18 protein-coding genes and 6 pseudogenes are annotated in these 18,046 nt (G+C 61.6%); 15 read left to right on the plus strand and 9 right to left on the minus strand.

The genetic code is table 11. The features are described from left to right. The 7 genes and pseudogenes from AC6H34_RS30030 to AC6H34_RS30060 form a co-directional block, all read left to right on the plus strand. A pseudogene (locus AC6H34_RS30030) lies at positions 1–413 on the plus strand (N-alpha-acetyl diaminobutyric acid deacetylase DoeB); the annotation flags it as partial. Between the two features lie 70 nt (positions 414–483). Then, the gene (gene ehuB, locus AC6H34_RS30035; protein WP_448151219.1) at positions 484–1,335 is read left to right on the plus strand and encodes an ectoine/hydroxyectoine ABC transporter substrate-binding protein EhuB; all 852 of its coding nucleotides are present in this window, start codon (positions 484–486) and stop codon (positions 1,333–1,335) included. Positions 1,336–1,609: 274 nt separating this feature from the next. Next, positions 1,610–2,278: an ectoine/hydroxyectoine ABC transporter permease subunit EhuC gene (gene ehuC / locus AC6H34_RS30040; protein WP_448151220.1), complete on the plus strand. Its 669-nt coding sequence runs from the start codon at positions 1,610–1,612 to the stop codon at positions 2,276–2,278. Positions 2,279–2,291: 13 nt separating this feature from the next. Continuing rightward, positions 2,292–2,984, plus strand: a complete 693-nt coding sequence (gene ehuD, locus AC6H34_RS30045) for an ectoine/hydroxyectoine ABC transporter permease subunit EhuD (RefSeq protein ID WP_448145970.1) — start codon at positions 2,292–2,294, stop codon at positions 2,982–2,984. Further along, positions 2,981–3,763: an ectoine/hydroxyectoine ABC transporter ATP-binding protein EhuA gene (gene ehuA / locus AC6H34_RS30050; RefSeq protein WP_448145971.1), complete on the plus strand. Its 783-nt coding sequence runs from the start codon at positions 2,981–2,983 to the stop codon at positions 3,761–3,763. Before ehuD ends, ehuA begins: the two co-directional genes overlap by 4 nt. A gap of 159 nt (positions 3,764–3,922) precedes the next feature. Further along, positions 3,923–5,416, plus strand: coding sequence for an NAD-dependent succinate-semialdehyde dehydrogenase (locus AC6H34_RS30055; RefSeq protein WP_497541347.1), 1,494 nt, complete (start codon positions 3,923–3,925; stop codon positions 5,414–5,416). Between the two features lie 12 nt (positions 5,417–5,428). Then, positions 5,429–6,814: an aspartate aminotransferase family protein gene (locus AC6H34_RS30060; RefSeq protein WP_497541348.1), complete on the plus strand. Its 1,386-nt coding sequence runs from the start codon at positions 5,429–5,431 to the stop codon at positions 6,812–6,814. A 120-nt stretch (positions 6,815–6,934) separates the two neighbouring features. On the opposite strand, the pseudogene AC6H34_RS30065 reads toward AC6H34_RS30060, so the two are convergent. After that, positions 6,935–7,288, minus strand: a pseudogene (locus AC6H34_RS30065) (DDE-type integrase/transposase/recombinase); the annotation flags it as partial. A 168-nt stretch (positions 7,289–7,456) separates the two neighbouring features. Here AC6H34_RS30065 and AC6H34_RS30070 point away from each other — a divergent pair. Next, positions 7,457–7,711, plus strand: coding sequence for a hypothetical protein (locus AC6H34_RS30070; protein WP_497541349.1), 255 nt, complete (start codon positions 7,457–7,459; stop codon positions 7,709–7,711). Between the two features lie 250 nt (positions 7,712–7,961). Here AC6H34_RS30070 and AC6H34_RS30075 read toward each other — a convergent pair. Then, positions 7,962–8,120, minus strand: a pseudogene (locus tag AC6H34_RS30075) (MucR family transcriptional regulator); the annotation flags it as partial. Positions 8,121–8,179: 59 nt separating this feature from the next. After that, positions 8,180–8,806 (minus strand): annotated as a pseudogene (locus AC6H34_RS30080) (IS3 family transposase); the annotation flags it as partial. On the opposite strand from AC6H34_RS30080, the pseudogene AC6H34_RS30085 reads away from it, so the two are divergent. Both AC6H34_RS30085 and AC6H34_RS30090 read left to right on the plus strand, forming a co-directional pair. Then, positions 8,797–9,081 (plus strand): annotated as a pseudogene (locus AC6H34_RS30085) (DDE-type integrase/transposase/recombinase); the annotation flags it as partial. The pseudogenes AC6H34_RS30080 and AC6H34_RS30085 overlap by 10 nt on opposite strands. A gap of 73 nt (positions 9,082–9,154) precedes the next feature. Beyond that, a pseudogene (locus AC6H34_RS30090) lies at positions 9,155–9,568 on the plus strand (transposase); the annotation flags it as partial. A gap of 24 nt (positions 9,569–9,592) precedes the next feature. Here AC6H34_RS30090 and AC6H34_RS30095 read toward each other — a convergent pair. Beyond that, positions 9,593–10,531, minus strand: a complete 939-nt coding sequence (locus tag AC6H34_RS30095) for a LysR family transcriptional regulator (protein ID WP_497541350.1) — start codon at positions 10,529–10,531, stop codon at positions 9,593–9,595. Positions 10,532–10,652: 121 nt separating this feature from the next. On the opposite strand from AC6H34_RS30095, the gene AC6H34_RS30100 reads away from it, so the two are divergent. The 4 genes from AC6H34_RS30100 to AC6H34_RS30115 all read left to right on the plus strand — a co-directional run bounded on the left by AC6H34_RS30100 (position 10,653) and on the right by AC6H34_RS30115 (position 13,385). Further along, positions 10,653–11,201 (plus strand): carboxymuconolactone decarboxylase family protein, encoded by a 549-nt coding sequence (locus tag AC6H34_RS30100; RefSeq protein ID WP_497541351.1) that lies wholly within the window; start codon positions 10,653–10,655, stop codon positions 11,199–11,201. A gap of 76 nt (positions 11,202–11,277) precedes the next feature. Further along, positions 11,278–12,138, plus strand: a complete 861-nt coding sequence (locus tag AC6H34_RS30105) for an alpha/beta fold hydrolase (protein WP_497541352.1) — start codon at positions 11,278–11,280, stop codon at positions 12,136–12,138. Between the two features lie 96 nt (positions 12,139–12,234). Next, positions 12,235–12,621 carry a nuclear transport factor 2 family protein gene (locus AC6H34_RS30110; protein WP_497541353.1) on the plus strand — a complete coding sequence of 129 codons (387 nt, stop codon included), beginning with the start codon at positions 12,235–12,237 and terminating at the stop codon, positions 12,619–12,621. Beyond that, complete coding sequence (locus tag AC6H34_RS30115; protein WP_497541354.1) at positions 12,618–13,385, plus strand: SDR family oxidoreductase; 768 nt, start codon at positions 12,618–12,620, stop codon at positions 13,383–13,385. The genes AC6H34_RS30110 and AC6H34_RS30115 overlap by 4 nt, the downstream gene beginning before the upstream one ends. A 131-nt stretch (positions 13,386–13,516) precedes the next feature. On the opposite strand, the gene AC6H34_RS30120 is transcribed toward AC6H34_RS30115, so the two are convergent. The 3 genes from AC6H34_RS30120 to AC6H34_RS30130 form a co-directional block, all read right to left on the minus strand. Further along, positions 13,517–13,909 (minus strand): GNAT family N-acetyltransferase, encoded by a 393-nt coding sequence (locus tag AC6H34_RS30120; RefSeq protein ID WP_497541355.1) that lies wholly within the window; start codon positions 13,907–13,909, stop codon positions 13,517–13,519. Positions 13,910–13,968: 59 nt separating this feature from the next. Then, positions 13,969–14,604: a GNAT family N-acetyltransferase gene (locus tag AC6H34_RS30125; RefSeq protein WP_497541356.1), complete on the minus strand. Its 636-nt coding sequence runs from the start codon at positions 14,602–14,604 to the stop codon at positions 13,969–13,971. A 271-nt stretch (positions 14,605–14,875) separates the two neighbouring features. After that, positions 14,876–15,238 (minus strand): winged helix-turn-helix transcriptional regulator, encoded by a 363-nt coding sequence (locus AC6H34_RS30130; protein WP_497541357.1) that lies wholly within the window; start codon positions 15,236–15,238, stop codon positions 14,876–14,878. A gap of 99 nt (positions 15,239–15,337) precedes the next feature. On the opposite strand from AC6H34_RS30130, the gene AC6H34_RS30135 reads away from it, so the two are divergent. Beyond that, the gene (locus AC6H34_RS30135; protein ID WP_497541358.1) at positions 15,338–16,321 is read left to right on the plus strand and encodes a quinone oxidoreductase family protein; all 984 of its coding nucleotides are present in this window, start codon (positions 15,338–15,340) and stop codon (positions 16,319–16,321) included. A gap of 132 nt (positions 16,322–16,453) precedes the next feature. On the opposite strand, the gene AC6H34_RS30140 is transcribed toward AC6H34_RS30135, so the two are convergent. Then, the gene (locus AC6H34_RS30140) at positions 16,454–17,221 is read right to left on the minus strand and encodes a CE1 family esterase (protein ID WP_497541359.1); all 768 of its coding nucleotides are present in this window, start codon (positions 17,219–17,221) and stop codon (positions 16,454–16,456) included. 163 nt (positions 17,222–17,384) lie between these two features. Beyond that, positions 17,385–18,029: a TetR/AcrR family transcriptional regulator gene (locus AC6H34_RS30145; protein ID WP_497541360.1), complete on the minus strand. Its 645-nt coding sequence runs from the start codon at positions 18,027–18,029 to the stop codon at positions 17,385–17,387. Positions 18,030–18,046: the final 17 nt, after the last annotated feature.

Below are 18,046 nucleotides of genomic sequence, written 5' to 3' on the forward strand. Positions count from 1 at the left end.
CCGTGACCGAGATGGCCGGCAAGGTCTTCGTGACCACCGAACTCGGCGGCGGCGGCACCGCCACGGCGAAATCGGTGGCCATCGCGAGGCGCGGTGTCGCGAATGTGCTGAGGCACGCCGGCATCCTGGCGGGGGAGCCCGAGGCCGGGCCGACGCGCTGGCTCGACATGCCCTCGGCCGACTGCTTCGGCTTCAGTGAGGAGGAGGGGCTCGTCGAGTTCCTCAAGGATCTCGGCGATCCGCTTACCAGGGGCGAACCGATCGCCCGCATATATCCACTGGGCCGCACCGGCGCCGCACCGTTCGAGCATTGCGCGGCCCTCGACGGCCTGCTGGCCGCCCGCCATTTCCCCGGCCTCGTCAAGCCCGGCGACTGCCTTGCCGTGGTCGCGACCGAAGTCGGCGGCCCCTGAACCATCACCGACAACCAGACGAGCCGGACACAACCGGACGAAGACCATAACCAGACAGGAGAAGAAAATGATGAAAGCGTTCCGTTTTGCCAGTATCGTGGTCCTGGCCTTCGCCGGATTCGGCGTGGCGCAGGCCACCACGCTCGATGAGGTGAAGAGCAACGGCTATATTCGTGGCGCCAGCGCCAACGAGGTGCCGTATTCCTTCATGGACGAGAACGGTTCTGCCAAGGGCATCGGCCCGGATGTCGCGGCGGCCGTGCTCAAGACGATGGGTGTAAGCGAGGTCGACTGGTCGGTGACGCCGTTCGGCTCGCTGATCCCAGGCCTCAAGGCCAAGCGCTTCGACTTCGTCGCAGCGGAGATGAACATCCTTCCCGACCGCTGCAAGCAGGTTGCCTTTACCGAGCCGAATTCGAGCTACGGCGAAGGACTGATGGTGCCGACCGGCAATCCAAAGAAGCTGCATTCATACGAGGACATCAAGAAGGATCCCTCCCTCAAGGTCGCGATCGTTTCCGGCGCCGACCAGCTCGACTTCCTGCATGGCCTCGGCGTTCCCGACAGCCAGATCGTCATGATCCAGGCCAATGCCGACGCGCTCTCCACCATCCAGACCGGCCGCGCCGATGCCTATGCCGCGACCGAGCTGACGGTGGCCCAGCTCGTCAAGGGCGCCACGGGCGTGGAGCAGGCCGAACCGTTCTCCGATCCTGTGATCGACGGCAAGCCGGCGCGTTCCTATGGCGGCTTCGACTTCCGTCTCGAGGACAAGGACTTGCTCGACGCCTTCAACAAGGCACTGGTCGAATTCAAGAAGACGGACGACTACAAGAAGATCCTGACCTCCTACGGGCTGAGCCCCGAGAGCGTCGAGGCTGCGCGGACCAAGAAGACGGCCGATCTTTGCGCCGGCAAGTAAGGTATCCCGGTGCGCCGGCCTGAAAGGCCCGGTCGAAAGTCGCCTGAACCTCGACCTTCCTCATTGCCGGGCCTTCCCCCGGCAATACGGGCAAGCGCAAACACTGCGGGAATTGCTCCTGGCTGCCCCGCACAAGCCCAGGCAAGGCGAGGAACAGAGTCTCGCTCCGCATTGTTGCGACTTTTGAGTCAGGTTCCCAAGGCCGGCGCATCGAATGTCAATCTGTTCCGCCGAGCCGGAGTGGCTTCGCGACACCGATCGAAAGGCCGCGACCATGGTCTGGACCCATTATCTGCCTGCCCTACTGCGGGGCGCGGAGGTCACGCTGATCATCGGCGTGATTTCCACGCTGATCGGCGCGGTGATTGCCTTCGCCGCCGGCATTGCCCGCGCCGAAGGCAGGCGCGTCGCCTCGTGGATCGCGCTTGTCTATATCGAGATTTTCCGTGGGACCTCGTTGCTTGTGCAGCTTTTCTGGCTGTTCTACGCCCTGCCGCTGATCGGCATCTCCTTCGATCCGATCGCCACCGGCATTGCCGGCCTTGCGCTCAATATCGGTGCCTATGGCGCGGAGGTCGTTCGCGGCGCCTTGCAATCCATCCCGCCGCAGCAGCGCGAGGCGGCGCGGGCGCTGAATTTCTCCCGGTGGCATACCCTGTTCCACATCTACCTGCCGCAGGCGGTAGTGGAGATGATGCCTTCCTTCGGCAATCTCGCGGTACAGAACCTGAAGGACACTTCGCTCGTCTCGCTGATCACCATCGCGGACCTCACCTTCCGAGCCCAGAACCTTCGCAACATGGCACCGGCCAACAGCGCGACGATCTACGGCATGACGCTGATCGGCTATTTCGTCATGGCACTGATGTTCTCCGCCTTCATGCGCTGGCTGGAGCGGTTCCTGCGCCGCGGGCCGGCCTTCCCGCGTAGCGCGCACGGCTGAAGGGAGGGCTCGCATGATCTACGGTTACGCGTGGGACACCTCCTCCGACCTCGCCTTCGCGCTCTCGATCCTGCCGATCCTGGGGATCGGCCTGCTGGTGACGCTGGAGGCGACGGTCTGCGGCTTCGTTATCGCGATGGTGCTCGGCCTCGGCCTCGCCTTGCTGCGCCGCAGCCGCTTCAAGCCGCTCGCCTGGACTACTGCCTTCCTGGTGGAGTTCATCCGCGATACGCCACTGTTGGTGCAACTCTTCTTCCTCTTCTACGTGCTACCGGTCTACGGCATCGTGCTGCCACCCTTCCTGACAGGCGCCATTGCCCTCGGCCTGCAATATTCGGCCTACACTTCGGAGGTCTATCGAGCCGGCCTCGACGCCGTGCCCCGGGGACAATGGGAGGCGGCGATCGCGCTTAATTTCAGCCATGCCCACACCTATTCCAGGATCGTGGTGCCGCAGGCCATTCCTCGCGTGCTCCCAGCACTCGGCAACTACCTCGTCTCCATGCTCAAGGAGACGCCGGTGCTCTCGGTGGTGACGGTAGCCGACATGGTCAACCTCGCTAATCTGATCGGCGACCGCACCTTCGAATATATGGTGCCGCTGTCGCTGGTCGGCCTGATCTTCCTCATTCTCACTTTGCTGTGCTCGGCCGGCATCCACGTGCTGGAGCGGGTGCTGCCCAAGAGCGGAATCGCCCTGCGATGACAGACACGCCCTCGACCATCGACCCCTGCATCCGCTTCGCCAATGTCACGAAGCGCTTCGGCACGCTTACCGTGCTCGACGATTTCAACTTCGCCGTCGCTCCCGGGGAGAAGGTCACGCTGATCGGCCCTTCAGGATCCGGCAAGTCCACTGTGCTCCGCATCCTGATGACGCTTGAGCCCTTCCAGGACGGAAAGTTGGAACTGCGGGGGCTGTCCTATCACGAGCCCGGTGGTCGCGGCCCCTTCCGGGCGAGCGAGAAGCACCTGCGCCAGATCCGCGGCCAGGTCGGCATGGTGTTCCAGAGTTTCAACCTCTTCCCGCACATGACAGTGCTACGCAACGTGGTGGAAGCACCCGTGAGCGTGCTCGGCCTTCGGCGTGCCGAGGCGGAGGCGCGCGCTATGGACCTTCTGCGCATGGTCGGCCTGGCGGACAAGAAGGACCATTTCCCCAGCCAGCTCTCCGGCGGCCAGCAACAACGTGTCGCCATCGCCCGCGCGCTTGCCATGCGGCCGCGTGTGCTCCTGTTCGACGAGCCGACTTCCGCGCTCGACCCGCAACTCGTGGGCGAGGTGCTGGGCGTCATCCGTTCCCTTGCCCATGAGCACGACCTCACCATGCTGTTGGTGACGCATGAGATGCGTTTCGCCCGCGAAGTATCGGATCGCGTCTGCTTTTTCGACAGGGGTAGGATCGTGGAGCAAGGCGATCCAGAGCGGATCTTTTCGGCGCCGGAACAGGCACGAACCCGGGAGTTCCTGCAGTCGGTGCTTTAGTCCGGCGAGCATGAGCGCCCCTGATCCGCCCGGGAAGCGACGAGCCTTCGGCGTCCCGCCACCAACACCGAAGATCTATCGGCGCCTTGCTGCCCGAACCGAGACATCCTCGTTCGCGCCCGGCCTAGACTCGCATGAGAGCCAAACGGAGTTGCCGGGATGACTGCTGCCACTGCCTTCAAACGCTCCTCCCATCCGACACTCGGCCATCTCGCCGACGGCCAGCTGCTGCGCGAACTCGCCTATGTCGATGGCCGCTGGACGCAGGCACAGGACGCGGCGAGCTTCGCCGTCGACGATCCGTTCTCAGGCCGCACACTCGTGCACGTGGCGAGCCTGGGCACGCAAGAGACGGGCCTGGCGATCGATGCGGCCCAGCGCGCCTTTCCCTCCTGGGCAGCACGGGCGCCGCAGGAACGCGCCGCCCTCCTGCGCGCCTGGTATGAGCTCATCCTCGCGGCGAGGGAGGATCTGGCGCTGCTGATGACGCTCGAACAGGGCAAGCCGCTGGCCGAAAGCCGCGGCGAGATCGACTATGCCGCATCTTTCGTCGAATGGTATGCGGAGGAGGGCAAGCGGGTGAATGCCGAGAGCATCACCAGCCATCTGCCCGGCGCATATATGCAGGTTACGCGCGAGCCGCTGGGCGTTGCCGCCTTGCTCACGCCATGGAACTTTCCTTGCGCCATGGTGACGCGCAAGTCTGCGGCTGCACTGGCGGCCGGGTGCACCGTGGTGGTGCATCCCTCCTCCCACACGCCCCTTTCGGCCCTGGCGCTGGCCGAGTTGGCAGACCGGGCGGGACTGCCGCCGGGTGTCTTCAACGTCGTCACCGGCGACGCCCGCATCATCGCTCCGCGCCTGTGCAAGGATACGCGCGTGCGCGTCGTCAGCTTCACCGGGTCCACCGAGGTCGGCCGCCTGATCGCGGCCCAATGCGCTCCGAGCGTAAAGCGCCTCGTGATGGAGCTCGGCGGCAATGCGCCGCTGATCATCTGCTCCGACGCCGATTTGGATCAATCAGTCGACATCGCAATGGCGGCAAAATTCGCCACCTCGGGTCAGGACTGCCTGGCGGCCAATCGCATCTATGTCCAGCGCCCGCTTTATGAAGCCTTCTGCGGAGCGCTGGCCGGTCGGGTCGCCGCGCTGAAGGTCGGCGGCGGCCTTGAGGAGGGCGTCGAGGTCGGCCCCCTCATGCATGAAGGAGCCGTGGCCCGTACAAGGGCGCGCATTGATGATGCACTGGCGCAGGGCGCCCGGCGGCTTGCGGGCGAGGGTGCGGCCCCGGGGAACCTCTTCGTGCTGCCTACGCTCCTCGTGGATGTGCCCGACCAAGCCGCCATCATGCGCGAAGAGCAGTTCGCGCCCGTCGCCTGCGTCACGCCCTTCGAGGACGAGGCGGAAGTGATCGAGCGCGCCAACGCCACCGAATACGGGCTGGTCGCATACGTCGTCACGCGCAACGGCGCGCAGGCCCTGCGCCTCAGCCGCGCGCTGCAATACGGCATGGTGGCTGTCAACCGTGTCAAGCTCACCGGCGCGCCAGTGCCCTTCGGGGGCGTCAAGCAGTCTGGCATGGGCCGCGAGGGCGCGCGACATGGCCTCGAAGCCTTCACCGATCTCAAATATACCTGTCTCGATCTTGCCTGAAAGGAGAGCCCCATGCTCGAACGCCCCGTTTCCGACAATGAGCTGACCGCCTGGGACCGCGATCACTTCTTCCACCCCTCGACCCACATGGCCCAGCATGCGCGCGGAGAGACACCCAACCGTATCATCAGGGGCGCCGAGGGCGTCTATATCCGGGATCGCAACGGCAAGAGCAGCCTGGATGCCTTCGCCGGCCTCTATTGCGTGAATGTCGGCTATGGCCGCACCAGCATCACAGATGCCATTGCGGCGCAAGCGGCCGAGCTACCCTATTACCACGCCTATGTCGGCCACGGTTCCGAACCGTCGATCCGGCTCGCCAAGATGATAATCGACAGGGCGCCGCAGGGCATGAGCCGCGTCTTCTTCGGGCTCGGCGGCTCGGACGCCAACGAGACCAACATCAAGCTCGTCTGGTACATCAACAATGTCCTGAAGCGCCCACAGAAGAAGAAGATCATCTCACGCTGGCGTGGCTATCACGGATCAGGCCTGATGAGCGGCAGCCTGACCGGGCTTGCCGCCTTCCACAACCTGTTCGACCTGCCATTCGGCCAGGTCGTCCATACCGAGGCGCCCTATTATTACCGCCGGCCCGACCGTTCCCAGAGCGAGGAGGAATTCGCACAGTATTGCGCCGACAAGCTGGAAGAACTGATCCAGGCCGAAGGTCCCGACACCATCGCCGCCTTTATCGGCGAGCCGGTACTGGGTACGGGCGGCATCGTTCCGCCGCCCAGGACCTACTGGGACAAGATCCAGGCCGTGCTGACGAAATACGACATCCTGCTGATCGCCGACGAGGTGATCACCGGATTCGGCCGCTTGGGCAGCATGTTCGGCTCGGATCATTATGGCATCAAGCCGGACCTCATCACCATCGCGAAGGGCCTGACCTCGGCCTATGCGCCGCTCTCGGGCGTGATCGTCTCCGAGAAGGTCTGGCGCATCCTCGAGCAGGGCTCGGACGAGTTCGGGCCGATCGGCCATGGCTGGACCTATTCGTCCCACCCGCTTTGCGCTGCCGCCGGTGTCGCCAACCTCGAACTGGTCGATGAGATGGATCTCGTCGCGAACGCGCGTACGGTCGGCGCCTATTTCAAGAAGGCGCTCGGCGAGGCGCTCGGCGCCCACACCCATGTCGGCGAGGTGCGGGGCGAGGGAATGCTAGCGGCGGTGGAACTGGTGAAGGACCGCGACGACCGTGTCTTCTTCGATCCGTCGGAAAAAATCGGCCCGCGCGCGGTCGCGGCGATGCTGGAGCGCGGCGTCATCGGCCGGGCCATGCCGCAGGGAGACATCATGGGTTTCGCGCCTCCGCTTTGCCTCACGCTCGAAGAGGCGGACATCGTTGTGGACGTCGCGAAAAAGGCGGTGGTCAGCGTGCTGGGCAGTTGAGTCGGACGGCGCGCCGGCACCGTCGAAACCCATGGCATCGATCCCGTCTGCGCACCCGCTCAGCCAAGCTCTCTCGCAAACTTTGAAATGGTTCGTGAAAAGGGCGGTTGGCGCCGCCTTTCAGGCGGCCAGGAGTTCGGACTGCGCCTTCAGTGATGGACATAGATTATAGGCAAACCGCGCCTGTCGTTTACGCATCATGTGAACCATCTCGGTGCCGGAGAGAGTGATTTCGGCACTTACCGTCGACTTGAAGCCGAGCATGGAGCGGACGCGGCGCTTGATGCGCCTATGGTCCTGTTCGATGCGGTTATTGAGGTATTGGCTCGTGCGGATCCGGATCGATTTCAAGGCCTGCCGCGATGAATTGCACAAGCGATTTTCTGCATCGCAGCATCGGATCGCCTCGCGGTTGGTCTGACTGCCATCGATGACGATGCGGTCTGGGCGACCATGGCGGGCAAGAGTCTGCCGCGAGCAATTGATGCGTTCAAGGTTAAGATTAGGATCGCTCTTCGCGCTGGCCACCTGGCATTTCTGTCAGACGACGCGGACGTCTCGCCCTACCCTAAAGCCGGGCTCCCTCTGCCGTCCTCTACAGCTATGATTGGGCCCAAAAAAAGGGGCAGGGGAGGAGCGCCGTTGGACAGGGAAGCGATCTTCTTGGACGGCTTTGGCATCACGGCCAGCGAACTGGTGCCCCTGGGTACGGTCGCCATCATTCACAAGAGCGGCGAGGTGAAAGTAGTGCCGGCCGAACATCTGCGTGCAACCATCGAGCAGTTGGGCAGCGACAAGGTGGAAGGCGTCTCAATGGCTCCATCGGAATTCGAGAAGGTGCGGCTTGTCCTCGATCGCCAGGAAAAACAGAAAGCCGCAAATGAGAAGGACAGCTGACCCAGCCGGGCGTCGCAGTGGTCCTGGCGGGGTGACTGCAGGGCAAGCTGCGCTTGGGAAGGATAGAGGAGGGGAGAGGCGATCGGGCGGTACGCAGCACTACTCATCCGCCAGATCGCATTCGTCCTTGCGAACCAGGTAATTGTCGTCCCGAAAGGTTACGATTGAGTGTGCGCCGCCAGGGTAACTTCTTTCTGGCAGCGCCGCCCTTTACGCCCCTCTTGGTATCCCGGCCTCAGTGTGGGCGGGACTATTTCTTGGGACGCTGGCGCTGCACGCCACCTTTTCCAAGTCCCATGGTCTTGGCGAGCTCAGAGCGCTGCCGGGCATAGTTGGGCGCCACCATCGGATAATCATCCGGCAGACTCCACTTTTGGCGGTACTCGGCCGGTGACATGCCATATTGGGAGTGACCTGAGACCCTTTTCTCCTCCGGCTTGAGGGAGAGTCCTGGGTTCATTTCTGGCCTTAGGCGGCCTGTTTTTCCAGCGCGGATTTAAGGGCGAACTCGGCGGGCGTCATGCTGCCGAGGGCCGAGTGGGGTCGATGCCCATTGCAATCCTCCTTCCATAAGCTGATGGCGCTGCGGGCCTCAGTGAGCGTCGAGAACAGCGTGTCGTTAAGGCACTCGTCCCGGAAGCGCCCGTTGAAGCTCTCGACGAAGGCATTCTGCGTGGGCTTGCCGGGGGCGATATAGTGCCATTCGACGCCGATCTCCTGGCACCAACGCAGGATCGCCATCGAGGTGAGCTCGGTGCCGTTGTCGGACACGATCGTATCCGCCCGGCCGCGCAGGCGAATGACGGTGTCCAGTTCCCGGGCAACGCGTAGGCCCGAGAGAGACGTATCGGCGACGAGTGCCAGGCACTCGCGTGTATAGTCGTCGACGATGGCGAGCACCCTGAAGCGGCGACCGTCGCTGATCGTGTCGGAGAGAAAATCGAGGCTCCAGCGCGCATTGGCTCGATCCGGCGTGAGCATGGGCCTGCGGGTACCCAGTGCCCGTTTACGGCCGCCGCGCTGGTGCACCTGCAACTTCTCCTCGCGATAGAGCCGCCGCAGCTTCTTCTGATTCATCACGATGCCCTGACGCTGCCCGCTGCGACATGGGTATGACCTTCGAGCATCGCCAGCATAAGGGCCTGAACAACCGGGCCGAGAATTCGCACCAGCCGACCCGGCGACGAGAACGAAGTATGAAGAGATTCAAATCCGTCCGCCATCTCCAGCGCTTCGTCTCAATTCACGATACCATCGCCAACCTCTTCCACTTTCCGCGCCATAGCCTGTCCGCCATCGACTATCGGAGCCTTCGCACCGAGGCGATGACCGTGTGGGAGGAGCTTGCCGGCACCTGCACCTTCGTCTGATTGCGGTGGTCAGTCACACCATTGCCCCGTCGAGATCCTGTCAACGTGACAGTGCCGATACCAGAGAGGATGACAGGCTCTCGGCCGCTCGGGAGGGGGTTTTGGCCCCAAACTCCACGTTGTCGTAAATGCGCTGGGCCCGCGTGTGCGCTCCGAGATCGACCCTGGCCAGTAGAATGACATGGCGCCAGCCTGCGACTTGATCCAGGGACTGCCGGCAACTCAGGTGATCGCCGACCGGGCCTATGATGCCCATCGGCTGCACCACGTTGTTCTCGATCAGGGCGGCGAGCCTGTCATTCCGCCCCGCCGCCACCGCGCGTACCAGGACCGCCAAGACAAGATTGCCTATAAGAACAGCTTGGGCACTGAAGGCTTCTTCGCCAAACTCAAACAGGGCCGGCGCATTGCAACCCGATACGACAAATGGGCCGAAAACTTCCTCGGTCTCGTCAAAATCGCCAGCATCATGCTATGGCTCAAATGATTAATTTGTCACCACAGCCTAAACTCAGACGGTTTTGGGCAACCTCGCTGGAGCGAACTGCTCCGAGATGACCTGAAGCCGTTCCTGCAGCCGTGGCGCGACAAAATCCAGGAATGCCCGAAGCTTCAACGGCTGATGCTGGCGAGCGGCATGGACCATCTGGACGGGAAAAGACGGCGGCGCCCAATCGTCCAAAATCGAGACGAGAATGCCCTCGCGCACGCTCAGGGCCACTTGGTAAGACATGACGCATGCAATCCCTAGGTCGGCAGCGGCGGCGGCGATAACCGCATCAGCCGTGCTAACCGAATAGCGCGGTCGGATGACGACCGTCTCCTCTCCCTGCGGACCGGCAAAGGACCACTCGCGCCAGAGCTCGATGCCCTCATAGGCGATGCACTCATAGCTCGGAAGTTGGCTGGGTGAGGCTGGTGTGCCACGGCGCTCCAAAAAGGCAGGACTCGCGCATGTGACCCAACGGACATAGCCGATGCGCCGTGCGATCAGCGTGCTGTCAGGCAGATTACCGATTCTCACCGCGACATCGATGTGCGACTCGACCAGATCCATGATCCCATCGGAAAGCGCCAGACGCACTGTGACCTCGGGATACGCCTTGAGGAAGTCATGGACGATCGGGGCTACATGCATCTTGCCAAACATGATCGGTGCCGTAATCAGAAGTTCACCGCGCGGCGCAAGATACTCACCGGACGCCGCTCGCTCTGCTTCGGCCAGTTCCTCCAGCACACGTCGTGCCGCAGCGACGTAGGCAGCGCCAGCCTCGGTCAGCAGGAGCCTACGGCTGGTCCTCACGAGAAGTTGGGATCCCAGCAACGCTTCAAGATCGGACACCCGACGGCTGACTGTCGGCAGTGGAATACTCAGCATTCGTGACGCGGCGGACAGACTGCCTCCGTCGACGGCGGCGATGAGCGTGCGTATCGCTTCAAATCGATCCATGCTTCCTCTCGTATTATGGAAGTCTCGCTTCCAAATATAGCGACTACTGCCGTTTTTCGGAAGGAGATACTCACTCCTGCGAGGCCAACCGTGGCCTCCCCTTCTCTCAGGAGTGAAGCCTATGTCACGAATCCCGACCCCGACGCTGGAAGAGGCGCCCGCCGCCTCGAAGCCATTGCTCGCTGCCGTCAAGCAACAGCTCGGCACTGTGCCGAATCTGTTCCGTATCGTCTCCAATAGCCCAGCGGCGCTGGAAGCGTATCTCGCCTTTTCGGGCACGCTCCGAAAGGGCGCCCTAGCGGCGGCGACCGGAGAACGTATCGCGCTGGCCATAGCCGAGGTGAACGGCTGCGACTACTGCCTCTCGGCGCACACTTACCTGGCTCGCAACCTCGCCAGGCTCGACGACGCGGAGATCACTGCCAATCGCAGTGGGGCCTCGAACGACGTCAAGGCGGACACAGCAGTCCGTTTCGCGGCAAAGCTCGCGCGGGAGCGCGGCCACGTGAGCCAGACCGACATCAATGCCGTCAAGGGTGCAGGCTATTCGGACGGCGAGGTCGTCGAGATCATCGCGCATGTCGCGCTCAACGTGTTCACAAACACCATCAATGAAGCTCTGGGCACAGAGATTGACTTCCCCCGAGTGGCGGCTCGGAGCGCCGCCTGACTCCGAGCGAACCGAATACTACAGCGAAGGCGCGACAGCGAACAATCTGTCACGCCTCCTATCGAGGAGAACTATCATGTCTGTTCATTTCAAAACCGCCGACGTTGACGGCCTTGAGGTCTTCTATCGCGAAGCGGGCGATCGCAACCGGCCAGCGGTGATGCTGCTCCACGGCTTTCCAAGCGCGAGCCACATGTTTCGCGATCTCATCCCCGAGCTTTCGGATCGTTACCATGTCGTGGCGCCGGACCTTCCTGGATTCGGCCTGACCGCCCAGCCAGGGCGTAAAGAATTCGCCTACACCTTTGAGAACATCACAAGGGTGATCGATCGTTTCACGGAGGTCCTTGGCCTCGAGAAGTTCGCGATCTACGTCTTCGACTATGGTGCGCCTGTCGGCTTTCGCCTGGCGGTCAAGCACCCGGACCGGGTGACTGCAATCGTCACTCAGAACGGCAATACCTATCTGGAGGGTGTCTCCGACGCGTTCGCGCCTGTCCAGGCTTACTGGAAGGAACCGACACAGGCCAACCGCGACGCACTGCGTGGCTTCCTGGCGCCTCAGACCACGCTGTTCCAGTATACCCATGGCGTCTCAGACCCGAGCCTGGTCTCGCCCGACGGCCGCAACCTCGACGACTTCTACTTGGCGCGGGCGGGTAACGATGAGATCCAGCTCGACCTGCTGCTCGATTACAAATCGAACGTCGCATTTTACGGAGCTATCCAAGCCTATTTGCGCACATATCAGCCGCCGGTACTGGCTGTCTGGGGCAGGAACGACCCGTTCTTCATTCCACCGGGCGCCATGGCCTTCAAGCGCGATGTCCCGTTGGCCGACGTCAGATTTGTCGAGAGCGGTCACTTCGCGCTTGAGACCCACGCCGCCGAGATCGGCGTAGCGATGCGCGAATTCCTGGCCAAGCACGTTGGCTGACGTCCTGAACTGCCCAGCGATCAAGGGGATCGCTGGGCAACGCCGCCACAGCCATGGAGGATCAGGCCCGTGGCGCCATCCACAAGGAGACCGACAATGATCACTCCCACCGAAATCATCCGTAGCTTTTACAACATGCTGAGCACCGGCGACGCACCGGGCGCACTCGCACTGATGGCGCCAGACATCGAATGGGTCACTATGTGGCAGTATAAGGTTGAGGGCCGTGGGCCGGAACGGGTTGCCGACGGCATATTCAAGCCGCTGATGGCGGAGTGGTCCACCTTTACGCTAGTTCCGACTGAGTTCGTCGCGGACGGCGACACGGTCGTATCGCTGGGCGACTTCACCGGCGTTTATGCCTCGACGGCCAAGCGGGTGGAGGCGCGGTATGCTCACATCTGGACCGTCAGGGACCTGACGATTATTCGCTTCCGTCAGTATATTGATACATTGGCGGTCGCTGAGGCGCGCCAGTCATGAACCGCGTAGCGATTGTCACAGGGGCCAGCCGAGGAATCGGACGCGCCACAGCCATCCGCCTCGCCCGCGACTTCGCCGCTGTTGTGATCGTGGCGCGCACTGCGCCGGCGCTGTCCGACACTGCGGATGCGATCCGCAAGGCTGGTGCCCAACCACTAACCCTGGTGCATGATTTGAGGGAGCCGCAAGTCAATGACGCCATAGTCCGGGCGACGTTGCACCACTTCGGCCGGATCGATGCGTTGGCCTGTATCGCTGGGGCGGTGCCGCAGCTCGACCTTTTTGCACTGACGGACGAACATTGGGCTGACGGCTTTTCGCTGAAGTTTCACTCGGCGCGGCGTTTGACGATCGCCGCTTGGGATGCGCTCAGGGTGTCGCGTGGATCTGTCGCAATCACATCTGGGATATCCGCCTATGCGCCCAAGGCTTCGCTGGCTGCCGTCGGAACGATCAATGCCGCGATCCTGGCGCTGGCCAAGACATTCGCAGATCGCGGCCTGCAGGACGGCATCCAGGTGAATACGATCCTGCCAGGGTCCGTAATGACCGACCGGCGCCGGTCTATGCTCCAAAGCTATGCGGACGTACACCATCTGGAGCTCAACGCAGCAACGGAGCGGTTCGCCGCCGAGGCAGGAATCGCTCGCTACGGGCAGCCGGACGACATTGCCAACGCTATCGCTTTCCTGTTTGCGCCCGATAGCCAGTGGATGACTGGATCGGCGCTGCGTGTGGATGGCGGAGAAACGAAGGTGGTGTGATGCGTAAGCGGCATTATATTCGGCCAATCAATCTGGCTGTTCAAAAAATTCGCAGATAGCGCACACTCTAAGCAAGGGACGAAGCGATCAGCCAACTCCAAGAGACCGGCTGGCAGAAGCGACTTGTTAATCTAGCTCGAGCTTTCGGGAAATTTCATCAAACGCTTGGTCAGCAGAATGTAACGATGATTCACGGGGCAATCGTCCAGCTGCGCCACTATTGAATATCCAAGCTTTTCATAAAAAACAGGAGCCTGGAAGCTGTGGGTTGACAGGATAACCCGTCCGCAATCCCGACGGAGCGCCTCTGCCTCTACCGCGTCCATCATTAGGCGACCAAGTCCTTGCCGCCGGTGCCTTTCCGCGACGAAGAGTACCTTGATTTCGCAATAGCCGCCCCAGGTATAGCCATGGAGACCGCCCTGAAACTCTCCTTCAGCCGACTGTGCGATAATCGAGAGCAGACGCGAATCTCCAACCCCGGTATGAGCGATATTGTGGCTGTCGAGAAGATCATCGAGCATGCACTGCTGCTCAAAGCTCGCAGACTCCGAAATGCAAAGGTGTATTGCGCTTGCCATACCTAGCACTTTTCTGTCGCTGAAGAGAATTCTGTTTGCGGGCAAGGCAAGCCATTCTCTTCTTTCCCTGCAGCTACGTCGAGCCGCATTGCACAGCGATGATGTCGCGGCAAACCGCGCTTTACCTCGTCGTTCAAAAGCGACTGAAGCCTTGGGGATATCGTTCCTTCACCCAATATGCTGAATCCCCAATTGGCATAGAGCGCTGCATTCCATGGCACGTTCTTGAAGGTAGTCATCGTCAAAGCCGATATATTGCGGCGACGCGCACATCTAACTGCAGATTCGACAAGCGCTCGGCCAATCCCACAGCCTTGCCAGTCTCGATAGACGGCGAGCTCCCAGACGTGCAGGTCGCCGTCTTCGATTGTGCTGCATAAAAAGCCAACGGGGTGCCCACTGGGGGACAAGGCACTCCAACTCAATCCCTGTTGGACCAAGTGCCGATACTCATCGAGTGAACGATCCTTCTCTTGCGCTATCCAGGCCAACTCGGCGATTTCCTCGAAGCGCATGCCAGCGCTTCGTTCGATCGTCGGGAAATGGCCCGCATCGGTGCTTGTTGCAGACCTAACGATGATATCTTCGACGTCAGCCATGAATTGCCCACGATGGATGTGAATGAGATCGGGTGCCATTCACCCTCCTTCGTTTTTCAACTCGCGCTCGTTACACGCGAGGAGACGGATGACGTCGGATCGATGCCATGATTGTGGATCACGCCGGGAGAAGGGACACAGTAGTCACTTTCAAGCAAGTGACATACACGGACCACCCAAGACAAGATCATGGGTTTCTTGACTATTAGCAAAGCATGCTACGACGCCTTCGGGATCGCTCTACCTGGCGATAGCCTTCTATTCCCCAAGCTCATCGCCTCGCGCTCCAGGCGTATGTCCCGTCCGACCTTCAGCCGGCTTCACAGTCGACCAGTCGATCGAGTTCGTCCAGTTCCTCAGCATGCTTCCGCCCCCAATCGCACAATGCGAGAAGCACGGGCTCCAGACTGAGTCCGAGGTGCGTCGCCGAATATTCCACTCTCGGAGGGACTTCGCGGAATACCTCGCGCCGGACGAGTTGGTGCTCCTCCAGCTCTCGCAGTTGTCCGATCAGAACCTTTTGAGTGATGGCCGGCATCAGCCGTTGCAGCGCGGACAGACGTCTGGGACCATCGAAGAGGTTGTAGAGAATGATTGCTTTCCAGCGCCCCGAAATCACCTTCAGTGCTCGCTCGGCGGGCAGGGACGGCAAGCGATTGATGATTTCCGTCATACTTACCTTTTGGTCGGTATGAGACATAAATGTCTGTAGTTCCGGTTCGGAGACTATCGCAGTTTCGCACCTGCAACAATGTTGTTCAGGAGCAAAATCATGAAGGCCATTTCCATCGAGCGGTTCGGCGGGCCGGACGTCTTGCAACTCATCGACCTACCGACTCCGCAACCCGGCCGAGGCCAAATCAGGATCCGCATCTACTCTGCCGGCGTCAACTTCGCCGAGACGCTCATGCGGCGCGATCAATATGCGATGACGCCACCGCTGCCGTCGATCCTCGGTTCAGAAGCCGCAGGTGTGGTGGATGCCCTCGGCGAGGACGTGGTCCAATTTCGCGTTGGCCAGCGTGTCGCCGTGCCAATGTTCGCTGCCGGCGCCTTCTTCGGAGGCTACGCGGAATATACCGTTATCGATGCCGCCTGGGCTGTGCCTCTGCCGGATGCCGTTTCCTTCGATGTTGCGGTCGCACTCATGGTTCAAGGCCTGACAGCCCTTCATCTGGTGCGCCGCACGGCTCCTGCCGGCAAGACAGTCTTGATAAGTGCTGCGGCGGGCGGCGTCGGGTCGCTGTTGATTCAATTGGCACGCCGGGAATCCGCGAACCGGATTATCGCCGCAGCAAGCACCCCGACAAAACGGAGCCTGGCGCTCTCATTGGGAGCCGACGCGGCCGTCGACTACACCCAGGCGGGCTGGCAGCAAGATTGCACCCCCGATGTCGTCTATGAATCGGTGGGTGGCGACATCACCATGCAAGCGCTCGGCGCGCTCGCTCCAGGGGGCAACATCGTCATTTTCGGTGCCCTGAACATCCAGCAATTCCAACTCGGCGTTCCGGATCTGCTCGGCCTGATCTTCAAGAACCAGTCCGTTACGGGCTTCGCGCTGGTTCCCCTGCTAACGCCAGAAAACACCAAGGCCGATCTCGGTGCGCTTTTCCGGCTCGTGGCGGCCGGCGAGCTCATGGTGAAGATTGGTGGCACCTATGCGCTCGCCGACGCGGCCAAAGCCCACCGGGCAATCGAGACGCGCGGAACGACCGGCAAGATCGTGCTGCATCCCGCTGGGAGGCACTCCTGACGATCGCTTGACGGCAAGCATCAATTCACGCTGTCGGCGGCCCCGAACGTCGCCGGCAGTTCCTCGCAATGACGGTTAGCATGGAACATCAAGAAGGTCTGGCGAAATCATAGCGGAAGGGGTGAATGCGGCCTACCGGCCAAGTTGGGACAACGCTCCGTCGAGCCAGGCAGGATCGACCATGTGTCCGCCGTCATGTAGGCAAAGCGACAGGGAACCGCGTAGGCAATCGTCGACCCGGCAGGTGACGCCGCCCACGATGACAGTCTTGATGTTCGTGGTGGAGCAGGACGCTCCTTGTCGCAGGATCGCCATGCTCTGGAACGTGTCGCCTTGGTGAGCCGTCGCAGTGACCGCTCGCCCGGCAAGTGGGAACGTGCGGTCGGCTCGGCCATGAAAATGGAAGAGCGGTGGTGATACTGCCGGGCAGTCCTGCGGCCGGGGGAGGGGATTCCAGAATACGCCGGAGAAGGTGACGGCACCCGACACCCGGTCGCCGAGCAGGCATATCGAGTACCATGCCATCGAAGCACCCTGCGAAAAGCCTCCGAGGACGACCTTGTCGGGTCCAAAGCCAAATCGGGTCTGCAGGTCGTCCAGAACCCTGCCCGCGAAGGCGATATCGTCACGATGATGGAAAGGGGCATTGGGGTGCGACCAGGTTCCGCCCAAACCATCGACCGCGACGAAGGCTAGTCCGTGCTTCAGCGCCGTGTCGACCAGGGCGCGGTCCTCCATCTGCAGGGCTGCCGAGCTTTGGTAGCCATGGAAGAAGACGTAGACGCCTGCCGCCTGCCGGCCTGAGGGGAACTCGATCCGATAGGAGCCATCCGCAATCGTGCAGACGATACTATCGCCGCAGGTTGGTTCACCGGCGATTACCGATCCATTCGCTGCCATCAAGGTGATCCCAATGACGACGAAAAGCCATAAGTGTTTGAGCAATGACATCGTTCAGGTACTGGATAAGAAAGGATTTCGCGGGTTGTCCGTTTGCGCTGCTAGAGCGTTTTGTGTTTTGCCGGAATCGGCAAAGCGCAAAGACGTGTTTGAGAACATAGAGTTAGAGCAGAGCAGCGTTTCCATCTAAACGCGCTTTGCTCTCGTTGGCCGCTGCCGGAATATCCTTGCCGAGAAGCGCCGAGACAGGTCGGATCAGGCCTTCAAGTAACTCGCGTTCCGGTCGTGCCCTGGCCAGCACGCGGACGCCGAGCAATACACAAAGGAGCAGGCGCGCGATATCCACCGGCGATTGGTGCGAGGGAATGGATCCGTCGCGCTGTCCCGCCTCCGCGCAGCGCCGGAAAAACTGCTCCACCTGAACCAGAACAGCGGCGATGGCGCGCTGGAACTCCGGATCGTGCGGCGCCAGTTCGAGCGCCGAATTCACCAGCATGCATCCCTTCGTGTTGGGATCGCTCAGGGAGCGGTCCACGATCTCGTTGAAGAACGCCAGGAGCGCGTCCCGAGGCGGAAGATGGTGCTCGAAACGGCCAACACGATCACCGAAGCTCATGCTCACATAATGATCCAGAGCGCGCCGATAAAAGGCCCGCTTATCTCCGAAGGCGTTGTACAGGCTCGCTGTCGTCAGACCTGTCTTCTCCGCAAGGTCCCGCATCGAGGTGGCTTCGTAGCCGAACTCCCAAAAAGCGAGGACTGCGGCATTCAACACCGCCTCCTCATCGAATTCGCGTGGACGGGCCATTCAACCACACTCCCTCG

This window comes from Labrys sp. ALF-8, assembly GCF_059699065.1.

Excerpts from the sequence above, each read along its gene's own strand:
- ehuB (WP_448151219.1), top strand. The coding sequence starts at position 484 with ATGAAAGCGTTCCGTTTTGCCAGTATCGTGGTCCTGGCCTTCGCCGGA.
- ehuC (WP_448151220.1), top strand. The coding sequence starts at position 1,610 with ATGGTCTGGACCCATTATCTGCCTGCCCTACTGCGGGGCGCGGAGGTC.
- ehuD (WP_448145970.1), top strand. The coding sequence starts at position 2,292 with ATGATCTACGGTTACGCGTGGGACACCTCCTCCGACCTCGCCTTCGCG.
- ehuA (WP_448145971.1), top strand. The coding sequence starts at position 2,981 with ATGACAGACACGCCCTCGACCATCGACCCCTGCATCCGCTTCGCCAAT.
- AC6H34_RS30055 (WP_497541347.1), top strand. The coding sequence starts at position 3,923 with ATGACTGCTGCCACTGCCTTCAAACGCTCCTCCCATCCGACACTCGGC.
- AC6H34_RS30060 (WP_497541348.1), top strand. The coding sequence starts at position 5,429 with ATGCTCGAACGCCCCGTTTCCGACAATGAGCTGACCGCCTGGGACCGC.
- AC6H34_RS30095 (WP_497541350.1), bottom strand. The coding sequence starts at position 10,531 with ATGGATCGATTTGAAGCGATACGCACGCTCATCGCCGCCGTCGACGGA.
- AC6H34_RS30100 (WP_497541351.1), top strand. The coding sequence starts at position 10,653 with ATGTCACGAATCCCGACCCCGACGCTGGAAGAGGCGCCCGCCGCCTCG.
- AC6H34_RS30105 (WP_497541352.1), top strand. The coding sequence starts at position 11,278 with ATGTCTGTTCATTTCAAAACCGCCGACGTTGACGGCCTTGAGGTCTTC.
- AC6H34_RS30110 (WP_497541353.1), top strand. The coding sequence starts at position 12,235 with ATGATCACTCCCACCGAAATCATCCGTAGCTTTTACAACATGCTGAGC.
- AC6H34_RS30115 (WP_497541354.1), top strand. The coding sequence starts at position 12,618 with ATGAACCGCGTAGCGATTGTCACAGGGGCCAGCCGAGGAATCGGACGC.
- AC6H34_RS30120 (WP_497541355.1), bottom strand. The coding sequence starts at position 13,909 with ATGCTCGATGATCTTCTCGACAGCCACAATATCGCTCATACCGGGGTT.
- AC6H34_RS30125 (WP_497541356.1), bottom strand. The coding sequence starts at position 14,604 with ATGGCACCCGATCTCATTCACATCCATCGTGGGCAATTCATGGCTGAC.
- AC6H34_RS30130 (WP_497541357.1), bottom strand. The coding sequence starts at position 15,238 with ATGACGGAAATCATCAATCGCTTGCCGTCCCTGCCCGCCGAGCGAGCA.
- AC6H34_RS30135 (WP_497541358.1), top strand. The coding sequence starts at position 15,338 with ATGAAGGCCATTTCCATCGAGCGGTTCGGCGGGCCGGACGTCTTGCAA.
- AC6H34_RS30140 (WP_497541359.1), bottom strand. The coding sequence starts at position 17,221 with ATGGCAGCGAATGGATCGGTAATCGCCGGTGAACCAACCTGCGGCGAT.
- AC6H34_RS30145 (WP_497541360.1), bottom strand. The coding sequence starts at position 18,029 with ATGGCCCGTCCACGCGAATTCGATGAGGAGGCGGTGTTGAATGCCGCA.